The organism is Rummeliibacillus sp. TYF-LIM-RU47, assembly GCF_008638315.1.
GTDB lineage: Bacteria > Bacillota > Bacilli > Bacillales_A > Planococcaceae > Rummeliibacillus > Rummeliibacillus stabekisii.
In genome coordinates this window covers 1,920,761-1,933,937 of record NZ_VVIR01000001.1, presented here as the reverse complement: position 1 = coordinate 1,933,937, position 13,177 = coordinate 1,920,761, and the positions used below count along the sequence as shown (strand labels likewise).

Sequence of the window (13,177 nt, the reverse complement as noted above, 5' to 3'; positions counted from 1 at the left end):
GTTTATATGGAAGGAAGATGAATATGGATATGAAACTATCTGCGAAAGCTATTTTAGATAAAGACTTTAAAACGGGAATCAGAGGATATAGCCAAGACGAAGTAGATCAATTCTTAGATATTATCATTCAAGATTATGAAAAATTTGAAAAAGCTTTGGCAAAAAAACAAGAAGAGGTGGATGCGTTAAAGGATGAGTTGAAAAACGCGCAGTCACAAGCTTCTACTGATGGAAGAAGACAAACTTCTTCATCTTCGTATGCAACAAACACTAATTTTGATATTTTAAAAAGAATTGCCAATTTAGAAAAACACGTCTTTGGCGATAAATTATACGATTAATCTTATTCAATTAAATAGGTCTTGAAAAATTATAATAATACCTGTATAATAGTTGACGTCATCATAAAAGAACAAGTAATCGCTGCAATGTTAAACATTGTTGAGGAAAGTCCATGCTCGCACGGCTCTGAGATGAACGTAGTGTTCGCGCTTAGCGAATCAATAAGCTAAGGCAGTCTATAGGCTGACGGCAGGAGGAAAACCTAAGTCCTTTATGGATATGGTTGAAACTCCTTGAAAGTGCCACAGTGACGAAGCTGCATCGGAAACGTTGCAGGTGGAACGAGGTAAACCCCGCGAGCGAGCAACCCAAATTATGGTAGGGGCATTCTCCAAAAAGAAATGAATGGATGGAGAGACGGAAATTTATTTCCGTAGATAGATGATTACTACCCATTAGTACGAGGCATAGCGCCGTTATAGTACTCGGGCACAAAACATGGCTTACGTTCTTTTAATGATGCTTTATATTTTATATGAATATTTGGCTCTCCAGTTATTGGAGAGCCTTTCTTTTAGGAGATGGTGTATAAAATGGATCAGCATATTGCAAGAAATACTATTCATACAGAACATCTCGCCAAACTTTGTCAATACATAACACCTAAAATTCTGGATTCTATATCAGAAGGAATAATGATTACAAATTTAAAATCTCAAATAATTGATGTAAACCCTGCTTTTGAGTTTGTAACGGGTTATAAAAAAGAAGAAGTTATCGGTAAAAAACCTGATGTACTTCAATCAGGAAACCATAAAAAAGACTTCTATCAAAAGATGTGGGCTAGTATCGCCAGTGAAGGCGAATGGCAGGGGGAAATATGGAATCGTCGCAAAACAGGCGACGTATATCCAGAATGGTTGAAAATTACTAAAATAACCAATGATGAAGATACTATCATTGGTTATTGCGGCATTTTCTCAGATTTATCAGATGAGAAAAATGTGGAGAGCGAGCTAAAAAAACGTGCAACAACTGATATGCTGACAGGCGTCTCAAACCGCTTCGCTTATACTGAACGTATGAATGTATTGCTAAGTACATCTAAAACGCATAATTATCAGCACGCTGTATTATTTTTAGATTTAGACCGTTTTAAACAAGTTAATGATACACTAGGCCATGCAATTGGAGACCAATTACTGGTTGAGGTTACAAGACGTATAAAGACATTACTTAAAAACAAAGATATTTTTGCGCGATATGGCGGTGATGAGTTTGTTCTAACATTTACAGACATTCACCATCCAAGAGAAGCGTTACATTTGGGCGAGAAGATCATTCAATTGCTCGAAAGTCCATTTTATATTCATACCCACGAATTATTTATCACAGCTAGCATCGGTATAAGTGTTTATCCGCATGATGGAGATGATACAGAAACATTGCTCAACAAAGCAGACATTGCCATGTACTATGCAAAAGATCATGGGAAAAATCAATTTTCTTTTTACTTTGATGATTTGAAAACAGACGCAAAGAGAACGTTTACCCTGGATAGTGAACTGAGAAAAGCGATTAGCAATAAAAATGAGTTTGAGATATATTACCAGCCTAAAGTCAATTATCAAAAACAGCAGATTATTGGAATGGAAGCATTGGTCCGTTGGCATAATGAGATATTAGGAAATGTGTCTCCAGGTGAATTTATCCCTTACGCAGAGGAGACAGGGCTGATTATTCCTCTTAGCGAAATTATTTTAGAAAAAGTATGCCTGGATGCTCATGAGCTAATAGGGTATGGCTACAAAATGCCAATTGCCATTAATATATCGAGTATCCATTTTCATCAACCGAATTTTATTACTTCGATACAGCAAATATTAGAAAGAAATAATTTGCCAGCAAACCATTTTGAATTAGAATTGACTGAAAGAACAATCATGAATAATGAAAAAGAAACAACGCGTAAATTAATTCTGCTAAAACATATGGGTTTTAAATTATCTCTTGATGATTTTGGTACAGGTTATTCTTCTCTAAGCTATCTAGTCGAATTTCCGCTTGATTGCTTAAAGATTGACCAAAGCTTTATCAAACAAATTTGCAGTGTCAGTGATAAGCAAGCGATTGTGCATGCGATAATCCAGATGGCGCACAGATTACAAATGAGCGTCATTGCAGAAGGTGTTGAGCAGCGTGATCAAGTTAAATTGCTCGGTGAAATGGATTGTGATATGATTCAAGGATATTATTATTCAAAACCGGTTCCATTAGATGAGATAATGGAGTTCCTTGAATTTTGGGAACTAGAAATAGAAGGGAAGTAAGTATGACTAAATATCAACTAGTAGCGACAGCAGCCATGGGGCTTGAGTCGATTGTGGCCGATGAACTAAAAGCCTTGGGCTATCATACAAGAACAGATAACGGGAAAGTTTATTTCGAAGGCGATGAGAGAGATATCGCTAAAACCAATTTATGGTTGCGCGTAGCGGACCGCGTAAAAATTGTAGCTGGAAGCTTCCCAGCTAAGACTTTTGAGCAATTGTTTGAGGGAGTAAAAGCGATTGAATGGGAAAAGTATTTGCCTGTCGATGCCGAATTTCCGGTTACAGGGAAATCTGTAAAGTCTAAATTATTCAGCGTTCCTGACTGCCAAGCGATTACAAAAAAAGCCATTGTGGAGCGGTTGAAGGGCCACTACATGCGTTTAGGCTTTTTGGAAGAAACCGGCGCTAAGTTTAAAATTGAGATTTCTATACTAAAAGACATTGCAACATTGACAATAGATACTAGCGGAGCAGGGTTACATAAAAGAGGTTATCGTCTTGATCAAGGTGAAGCTCCTTTAAAAGAAACGCTTGCTGCTGCCTTAGTATATATATCAAAATGGAATCCGAATCGACCATTTGCAGACCCGTTTTGCGGTTCAGGAACGATTGCTCTTGAAGCTGCTATGATTGGACAAAACATGGCTCCTGGTTACAACCGGGACTTTATTAGTGAAGAATGGCCGTGGATAAAATCTAGTATATGGAACGATGTGCGTATGGAAGTTGAGGATGTAGCTAACTACGATCAACCACTTCAAATCTTTGGTTCTGATATTGATCATAGAATGGTTGAGATTGCACAATCAAATGCACGAGAAGCTGGGTTTGCTGACTTGGTATCATTTAAGCAAATGCAAGTAACGGATTTTACTACAACCTTATCGGATGGTGTAATGATTGGTAACCCGCCATATGGTGAACGTATCGGTGAAAAAGAGACTATTGAAAAAATGGTTCAGGATATGGGTAAGATGATGACTAAATATCCAACTTGGTCTGTTTATATGCTCTCTTCCATGGAGAATTTTGAAGAATTATACGGTAAGAGAGCTACAAAGAAACGTAAGCTCTTCAATGGTTTCATTAAGACGGATTACTACCAGTTTTGGGGTAAAAAATCTTGAAAACAGTGACTAAATAGTAGAGCTATAACATATTTTAAATTTAGATAAAGTTGTCTATAATAGGATTATTAAAGATTTAAGTGCGTATGTAGCGGATGGGGAAACCTATCCGTTTCGTTGTCTAGTCGAGAGGGGAATAAGCATGAGACAGTCAATACCATTTGCCTTATCCAAAGATAAGTCTTTCTTTGATTCATTAGGAGACTGGATAGGCGATATTTTGTATGACGAGCTTCCTGAAAAAGGATTCGAATGTCGTGATGAACAAATTTTTATGGCTTACCAAATTGAAAAAGTGCTTCGTGAGAAAGCGGTACTCTTTGCGGAAGCAGGAGTGGGTACCGGTAAAACAATCGCTTATTTATTGCCTGCGATTGCCTATGCACGCTATACGGGAAAGCCTGCTTTAATTGCATGTGCAGATGAAACGTTAATCGATCAACTGGTTAAAGCTGGTGGCGATTTATATAAATTACAGGATACGCTAGATATGAAGATAGATGTTCGCCTGGCAAAGTCAAGAGATCAATATCTATGCATCAAACGCTTTGAAGAGGCTGAAAAGTATGCTGATGGCCCTTATCTGGACGACATTGCAGAAACAATGCCTGAAGGCGTTTTCGGCCAAGGAACATTAAATCTCTATGGCCAACACAGTGATTATCCAAATATAAGTGATGAAGAATGGAATCTTGTGAATTACAATTCTATTCAACAATGTTCTGTTTGCGAATTGCGCAATAGATGTGGTCAGACACTGCATCGGGCACATTACCGAGAATCTACAGATCTAATCATTTGTTCGCAAGACTTTTTAATGGAGCATATCGCCACAAAAGAATCCCGTGAACGAGAAGGGCAATTGTCGCTGTTACCTGAAGTATCGATGATTGTGCTTGATGAAGGGCATTTGCTTGAGTATGCTGCACAAAAAGCACTGACATATAAAGTGCAAGATTATACCATTGTTCAATTAATCGACCGTTTAATGGTTGACGGTCTACGCGAAAAAACGTTATACACAATGGAACAATTGCAAGAGGGGCATGAATTGTTTTTTGACCAATTGCGAGATGATGTTATTGAATCAGCCGATGACCGTAAAAGAATTAATAAATCTCCTCAATTATTAGCGTTAGGAAAAAAAGTAATCAATATTATTGAGGTGCTTTTAGAGGAATTTGTGTTTGAATCAGAACTATATGTTATTCCGGAATATGAGTTGAGAATGGCTGAAGAATTTTTAGAACAATACCAATCAGCAATGAAGATTTTTGCAACTAGCAATGATGCGGTCAATTGGCTAGAAGAAACGGATGGCAAAGAAACACTAGTCATTATGCCGAGATTGATTACTGAAGTATTAGAAGAGAAATTATTCACCAAAAAAATTCCTTACGTCTTCTCTTCTGCCACTCTGTCAGTTAACAAGGATTTTAGTTATATAGCAGGAAGCTTAGGAATTAAGAATTATCACTCTTTCTCTGTACCTTCTCCATTTGATTATGAAGAAGTGATGAAAATTTTCTTGCACCAGAGCTCACAGCAGGAAAAAGCTCAAAAAGTAGAAGAACTATTAAAGGACAAACAGCAAACGCTTATACTATTTAAATCTCAAAAAGCTATGCTCGAATTCAAAGAAAAACTGCCGGATGAGTTCAAATCAACAATTGGCTTTGAAGGAGATCGTGAATTGTCCTCCATTGTTCGAGAATTCCAAGAAGGCAAGCTCAATGTTTTATGTTCTTATCATCTTTGGGAAGGGTTAGACTTGCCGAAACAAGCATTAACGCGAGTAATTATTTTTGATTTGCCATTCCCGCCACACGATCCATTATTTGACGCTAAACGGGCTTTTGCAAAAGATCCTTTCCAAGAAGTAGATTTACCTTTTATGCTACTTCGTTTACAGCAGGGGATGGGACGCTTGATTAGAACATCAGAAGATTACGGTGAAATCCATCTGTTATTTAATGAAGAAGAAGTAAAATATCAAGATGAATTGATTCCAATCTTGCCGACTAAACCAGTAGAATACAAATAACCATGACCCTTAAAGTATGCGCTTAGCATACTTTTGGGGCTTTTTTCGTTTTTTTCGTAATCCGGAACATTTTTTAGCATAAACTATCGAATAGTGATAGAATAAATTAAGTATACTATTCTTTACTACTAGGATTATTTACAAATTTTTATATAAAACATTATTAAGAAAGGCGGGAGATTATATGGATTATAAGAAAAGGCAATGGATTGGCTTTGGATTAATTATCGTTTTCCTATTGATTCTGTTATCAACGATGATTTCCAACTTAAATTCATTAAGAAAAAATATGACCGAGATTGTCGACGATCGCTATGAAAAGGTGAAAATCGTCTTAGACATGAGACAGCTCTTTTCCCAATCGGACCGAGAAATCTTGTATGCTGCCCTAAATGAAGGTAAGAATAAAGCTGAAAAAAGCGTTGAAATATTAGAGAAAAACCAATCAGCTATTATGAAGGATATATCTCAGTTAAGCTCGGTAGTTAATACTGCAGATGGAAAAAGATTGTCACAGCAACTAAATGATCAGTATCAATCTTATACCGCAACTGAAACTAAGATTATTCAAGCGGTGACTAATAAAGACAACAATGCAAATCTCGAGTCTTTGATGAATGACCAAATGGCTAAACGTAGTGAAGTAACGAAGACGCTCAATGATTTTAAAACATATCAAGAAAAGTTAATGGATACAAAAGTAGATGAATCTCAAAAAAATTATGAGAGTACTTTATTCTTAAGCATTATAGGATCAGTGATTGGAATAATATTCGTTTCAGCAATCCTTTTGTGGATGCTTCGCAAACTTTCGCAAGATTTGTCATCTATTGCAGGTGTCATTAAAGATATTGATTACCATAATTTATCTAGTATCCCACGGATCAATATCAACACCAAAGATGAGATCGGGGATATTGCTCATTCATTCAATGCAATGGCAGAATCATTAGAGCAATATAATTTGAATGAGAAAAAATATACACAAGAAATGAATGACCAAAACTGGATACAAACCGGTTTAGCAGAAATCGGTACAATGTATCAACGCATTGAAGATATTCAAGTTTTAGCAAATCGTCTTTTAACAAAATTAGCACCAATGATTAATGCTTCATTTGGTGTCTTTTACCTTCGAAAAGGTGATGGGAAAGATACTCGCTTTATCAAGCTTGCTGATATTGCGGGCGATGGAGAAAATATTGGCCGGGAAGCTTTCCGGGTCGGGGAAGGTATTATTGGCCAATGTGTGTCTGAACAAAAATCACAAGTTATTACACATATACCCGATAACTATCAATTGGTAACCACAGGGCTTGGACAAGTTAGCCCGAAAAGTATTTTAATTGCACCAGTTATCTTTGAAGAACAAGTAGTAGCAGTCATTGAAATGGCAAGCTTAGAAACATTTACACCGGTTCAAGAAAAATTCATCCAAAAAGTGCTTGAAACATTAGGCATTACGATAAATAGCGTTGAAGGACGTATGGAAATTGAACGTCTTTTGAAAGAGTCACAAGCACAAACGGAAGAGCTTCAAGCCCAATCAGAAGAGTTGCAAGCTCAATCAGAAGAATTACAAACTCAAGCTGAAGAATTGCGAATGATTAATGAACAGCTATCAGAAAGAACATATGAAGCTGAAGAAAAATCGCATCAGCTAGAAGAGACGAAGAAAGAGTTAGAAGAGCAAGCTTTAGAGTTACAGCGCAGTTCGCAATATAAATCTGAATTTATGGCGAATATGTCTCATGAGCTTAGAACGCCTCTTAACAGCATTATTATTTTGTCAGAGATGCTTCAAGATCCTAAAGATAGTAGTACAGCCGAAGAGAAACGTGAATTCGCTCAAATAATTGGCTCATCCGGTCAAGATTTATTAACCTTGATCAACGATATATTAGACTTGTCAAAAGTTGAAGTCGGAAAATTAGTGGTTGAATTTGAAGAAATGAATGTTAGCGAGATTCCTGACCTTCTTTACCAAAACTTTAAGCATATTGCGAAAAATAAAGGCTTATCCTTTGAAGTGAAAATGGAGGACAATATTCCAGCGTTATTCTATACTGACCATCAACGATTCCAACAAATTATGAAGAATTTACTTTCAAATGCCTTTAAATTTACGGGTGATGGTTCTGTAGATGTTCATTTCAAAAAAGCAGATATGGAACGAGTTTACAAACATGTTCAAGGTGCAAATCCAACTATTGATTGGATTGAAATCAATATATCAGATACAGGTATTGGTATTCCGAAAGATAAACAAGAATTAATTTTTGAGGCATTTCAACAAGCGGATGGCGCAACTATTCGCAGGTATGGGGGTACTGGATTAGGTTTATCTATCAGTAGAGAGTTTGCAAAATTGCTTGGCGGGAATATAATTTGTGAAAGTGTTGAAGGGCAAGGAAGTACCTTTACATTATTCCTTCCAAACTTGCCAGAAGGCGTAAATGTAATGGAAGAAAGCGATGTTAAGGATCTTATTGCAGCTTCAGTAGAAGCAGAACGATGCCAAGAACAAGACATAACATTTGACACTTTAGTAAGCTTTAGCGAAGAACAGCAGAAAGAACAAGCAAACTCAAATAAATTAACAGGTAAAAAGATACTAATCGTTGATGATGATAACCGAAATATCTTTGCTTTACGTAAAGTATTAGAAGCAGAAGGAATGAATATAATCACTGCGCAAAATGGCTATGAATGCTTAGACATCCTTCATGAAGAAAATACAATAGATGCCGTCCTAATGGATATCATGATGCCAGGCATGGATGGTTATGAAACAATGCAGCTGATTCGCCAGCAAGAACAGTATCAAGAATTGCCAATCATTGCCCTGACAGCAAAAGCAATGAAGGGTGACCGAGCTAAATGTCTAAAAGCCGGTGCATCTGACTATGTAAGCAAACCATTAAAAGTAGATCAATTATTGTCTGTGCTTCGTGTATGGCTCACATCAACGGTGGTAACCAGATAGCGGTGAAAACTATGAAAGATTCTATTACACAAGAAGAAAGAGAAGAAATTGAAATAAAGTTATTGTTGCAGGCGATTTTTGATGTTTCGGGTTTTGATTACCGTGATTATATGCGCTCATCTATTAAGCGAAGAATAGAGAATCGAGCTCGCATAGAAAATGTTAGGACAATTAGCTATTTAATTGAAAAGGTTTTATATGAAAAAGGATTTGTTGAAAAATTAATTGATGATTTCTCCATCAATGTAACAGAGATGTTTCGAGATCCTGAGTTTTTTGAAGCGTTTCGTTTACAGGTAGTTCCGCATTTGAGAAATCTTCCTGAAATTAGGATTTGGCATGCAGGTTGTTCAACAGGCGAAGAAGCCTTTTCCATGGCTATCTTATTAGAAGAAGAAGGCCTATACGATCGAGCAAAGATCTATGCAACGGATATAAGTGAGAAAGTCTTATCTACTGCAAAAAAAGGCATTCTTCCGTTGAATCGCATGCAAACCTATACTCGGAATTATTTAAATGCTGGTGGTAAACATGAGTTTTCTAAATACTATACTACAGATTATGATTATGCTTATTTAGACGAAAGCATAAGAAAAAACATTGTTTTCTTTCAACATAATTTAGTAACAGATGGGTCATTTAACGAATTTCATATCATAATTTGCAGAAATGTAATGATTTATTTTACAAGTGATCTTCAACTAAACGTGAACCAATTATTCTATGAAAGCCTCTGTAAAAGGGGCTTTATGGGAATTGGCAGTAAGGAGTCTCTGCGGTCAACTCAGTTTTCAGATAAATATGCTGTTATTTCAGCCAAAGAGAATATATACAGAAAGATCTAACAGAAGGAGATGCTTATGCATTTCCTTTCCTTGTTTTATTTAGAGTGATGCTTTACACTTTTTTATTTAATAATGTTTAATTTTTTACTATTAGGGAATTACATTACCAGTAAGGGGGAGAAGAATGACAATATTAATAGTAGATGATAATCAAATCAATCTCTTTTTAATAGAGAATATACTTAAACGTGCAGGTTATACAGACTATTCTTCTCTTACATCTGCCAAAGCCATGTTCGATTATTTAGAAACAGAAGTAAAAGAATCAACAAACACATCTGTTGATTTGATTCTTCTGGATATTATGATGCCTGAAATGGACGGAATTGAAGCATGTAAGATACTACAAGATAACCCTAAGTTTAAAGATATACCAATTATTTTTGTAACAGCTATTGAAGATTCAAAAAAAGTTGCTGAAGCGTTAGATGTCGGCGGCATTGACTATATTACAAAACCAATTAACAAAACAGATTTGCTAGCCAGAATTCGTGTAGGCCTTCGATTAAAATACGAAAAAGATTGGCATAAAAAACATGAAAAGAAAATACAAGATGAACTAGAATTATCTATGCAAGTTCAAAGAGGGCTTCTTAGTAAACCTTTATTAGAAGAAAGATTTAATGTCAATGCTTCCTATTTGCCTGCAAATCAATTAGCCGGAGATATGTACTATTGGCAAAAGATTGATGAAGATCGATATGGTGTAATCTTACTGGATGTAATGGGCCACGGCATTACATCATCTTTAGTATGTATGTATATATCTTCTGCATTACGCGATGCTATTCGCAAAAATCCAGACCCTGTGGCACTAATTGAAGAACTAAATAGATGGATGAATATACTCAATCAAGAAAAAAATACATTTCACTATTATTTTACTGCCATATATTTAGTTATTGATACGAAGAATAATACTATTGAATATGTGAATGCTGGCCATCCACCAGGGTTTTTATTAGTCGAAGATCAAAGAATTATTACCTTATCGACCAATTGCTGCCCTGTAGGATTGTTTAGAGAAATGAAAGTGAAAAAAACAACAATTGAATTTAAAGAAAAAATTCAAGTTCTTATTTATACGGATGGGGTTATGGAGGCATTAGATGATATCAATCATGATGGATTAGAAGAACTGAAGAAATTAGTGATTAACCAGAAGTTTGATATTCAAATGCAGGAACCTATTGAGTATGTATTACCTAAAGAACTGCAAATTGATCAACCTGATGATATGTGTGTAATTATGATTCAAGCGGGAAATATATCGTAGATACATATACAGGAAAAAAACGTTCTATTTCAATTATGAAATAGAACGTTTTTTATTTGCTAGATTACCAAAGCTTATAGCCTTTAGAACCTAGTGGAGCATTTTGTATAATATCATAGATAGGGAATGTATAAGCAATCAATATTAATGCTGCTAGAATTACAAGCCATACTTTGAAATTTTCCAAAATAGCAGGTGTTTTCTCCGCTTGTGGAGAAATTTCAGCGATTGGGAATTCTTCTTCACCTTTAGGTGCAAACCAGCAAAGTCTTACAAAGATATACAAGAAGATGATAATGCCGATGAACAATAATGTGCCACCAACAGCTTGTGCAACTTGGTAAGATGCCCATGTCTTAGCAATTTCAGCACCGCCATAATCAGAGAAAGAGGAACGGCGAGGTGCACCCAGTAAACCTTCAATATGCATGGAGCTAGACATAATAGCCATACCAACAACCCAAACGATTGTTTGGATAATACCAAGGCGATTTAACTCTTTTGTAAACACTCTGCCTCTTAAGTGAGGAACTAACCAATAAGCAGCACCGAAAAATGTTAGAATAACGGTAGTTGCCACTGTTAAGTGGAAATGTCCTGTTACCCAAATGGTATTATGGATAAGTTGGTTCATTTGGTTAGATGCATTGACAATACCACCAGCGCCTGCTGGGATAAAGATTAACATACCCATGAACGGAGCGAAGAATCTTGCATCTCCCCAAGGTAATTTTTTTAGCCAACCAAACAGTCCTTTAGCACCTTTTGAACGTCCGGCTAATTCAAACGTTGCAAATATTGAAAATGCTGTCAATAAAGAAGGAATAGATACCATCATAGTTAGAACTACTTGAACATATTTCCATGATGGGTCAATACCAGGTTCAGTCAATTGGTGATGAACTCCGACTGGGATTGAGAATAATACGAATAAGATAAATGCAAGGCGAGCAAGGGAATCTGAGAAAATTTTCCCGCCAATAATTTTTGGAATGATGGTATACCATACCATGTAAGCTGGTAATAACCAGAAATACACAAGTGCATGCCCGAAATACCAGAATAAAGTACGTGATAAAAGAATATCAACTCGTTCTACTAGGCCAAGTGACCAAGGTAACAATTGGAATAATACTTCAGCAGCTACGCCGAGAGTTGCAACAAACCACATTAAGTTATTGCAAACGACCATGAATGAAAGTAAAGGTGAAGTTTGTTTTGGATTTTCTTTGCGCCATTGTATCCAACGCATTGCTTGTGCAAGTCCTCCGATCCAAGAACCAACAATAACAAGTGTTAGGCCTAAATAGTAAATCCAGTGTGCTTGTAATGGGGCATAGAAAGTATAGAGAACAGACGCTTCATTTAAAAGAACCATCGCAGCTGCCATTGCAGTACCAGCTGTCATGATCCAAAATCCGATCCAGCCTAGTAATCTTTGTTTATTTGATAGGGTACCAGATGTACGGCTAACCGCTGCAATTTGAAAACCATAGATAAAGAATGTAGTAAGTATTAAACCTAGCAAAACACCATGTACAGTTAAAACTTGATAATACCCAATGCCAAAAGGTAATTCAAAATGCCCCGAACGAACTAAAACTTGCAATAGACCTGCAGTTCCACCCAAGAATAGAGCTATGAATGCAACATAAATATGAGCCATAGAAAGTTTAGCATCTTTAGGATTTACTTTAAGAAGCTCAGCTGTTTTTCTATTAACCTTACTTGCAACGGGTAGACTATCATTTTTGACTTTTGATTGATCGATGACTGTTTGACTCATTTTTTATCCACCACCTTAAGCATAGAATGCATTTGCGCATGGCCAACTCCGCAATATTCGTTACATACAATTAAATACTCGCCAGCTTTATCAACTGTTGTCACATATTCAGAAACATAGCCTGGTTCTAGCATCATGTTGACATTCGTACCTGATATTTCAAAGCCATGTACAACATCTTTAGAAGTAGCTATAAACTTAACCTTAGAACCTACAGGTACTTCTAGTTCTGGTGGGTTATAGTAAAAGGCAGAAGCGAGTACTACTATTTCATAATCCCAATCTTTACCTGTAACTTTGTGAACACCAGGTTTGTTAAATGGTGCAATTTGGTCTACCTTTTCATGATTTATTGTGTTTTTGGCACTTGGTGGATGACTGCCGTTATGAAATGCCATGATTCCTGTAATTAATAAAAATACGATTAAAGATCCGCCACCAAATAAAAGCCAATACTTTTCATATTTATGCAGATGCATTTTTTTCCCTTCTTTCCTT

The 13,177-nt window shown here is 36.3% G+C and carries 9 protein-coding genes and 1 other RNA gene; 8 read left to right on the top strand and 2 right to left on the bottom strand.

Annotation, left to right across the window (positions count from 1 at the left end; genetic code table 11):
• Positions 1–17 precede the first annotated feature (17 nt).
• From gpsB to F0527_RS09730, 8 genes are all read left to right on the top strand, one after another.
• Positions 18–341 (top strand): cell division regulator GpsB, encoded by a 324-nt coding sequence (gpsB, locus tag F0527_RS09765; protein ID WP_066788409.1) that lies wholly within the window; start codon positions 18–20, stop codon positions 339–341.
• A gap of 67 nt (positions 342–408) precedes the next feature.
• Positions 409–792: RNase P RNA component class B (gene rnpB, locus F0527_RS09760), an RNA gene on the top strand.
• Between the two features lie 83 nt (positions 793–875).
• Complete coding sequence (locus F0527_RS09755; RefSeq protein WP_150284680.1) at positions 876–2,612, top strand: EAL domain-containing protein; 1,737 nt, start codon at positions 876–878, stop codon at positions 2,610–2,612.
• A gap of 2 nt (positions 2,613–2,614) precedes the next feature.
• On the top strand, positions 2,615–3,742 hold the full coding sequence (locus F0527_RS09750; protein WP_150284679.1) for a THUMP domain-containing class I SAM-dependent RNA methyltransferase: 1,128 nt from the start codon (positions 2,615–2,617) through the stop codon (positions 3,740–3,742).
• Positions 3,743–3,884: 142 nt separating this feature from the next.
• Complete coding sequence (locus F0527_RS09745; protein ID WP_150284678.1) at positions 3,885–5,786, top strand: ATP-dependent DNA helicase; 1,902 nt, start codon at positions 3,885–3,887, stop codon at positions 5,784–5,786.
• 184 nt (positions 5,787–5,970) lie between these two features.
• Positions 5,971–8,772 carry a response regulator gene (locus tag F0527_RS09740; protein WP_150284677.1) on the top strand — a complete coding sequence of 934 codons (2,802 nt, stop codon included), beginning with the start codon at positions 5,971–5,973 and terminating at the stop codon, positions 8,770–8,772.
• 11 nt (positions 8,773–8,783) lie between these two features.
• A complete protein-coding gene (locus tag F0527_RS09735; RefSeq protein WP_150284676.1) occupies positions 8,784–9,617 on the top strand; it encodes a CheR family methyltransferase in 834 nt (277 codons plus the stop codon).
• Between the two features lie 124 nt (positions 9,618–9,741).
• Positions 9,742–10,893, top strand: coding sequence for a fused response regulator/phosphatase (locus tag F0527_RS09730; RefSeq protein ID WP_066788391.1), 1,152 nt, complete (start codon positions 9,742–9,744; stop codon positions 10,891–10,893).
• 64 nt (positions 10,894–10,957) lie between these two features.
• On the opposite strand, the gene F0527_RS09725 is transcribed toward F0527_RS09730, so the two are convergent.
• Together F0527_RS09725 and F0527_RS09720 are read right to left on the bottom strand one after the other, a co-directional pair.
• Complete coding sequence (locus F0527_RS09725; RefSeq protein ID WP_223823587.1) at positions 10,958–12,559, bottom strand: b(o/a)3-type cytochrome-c oxidase subunit 1; 1,602 nt, start codon at positions 12,557–12,559, stop codon at positions 10,958–10,960.
• A gap of 116 nt (positions 12,560–12,675) precedes the next feature.
• Entirely contained in the window at positions 12,676–13,158 is a 483-nt protein-coding gene (locus tag F0527_RS09720; RefSeq protein WP_150284674.1) for a cytochrome c oxidase subunit II, read from the bottom strand.
• Between the last annotated feature and the right edge of the window lie 19 nt (positions 13,159–13,177).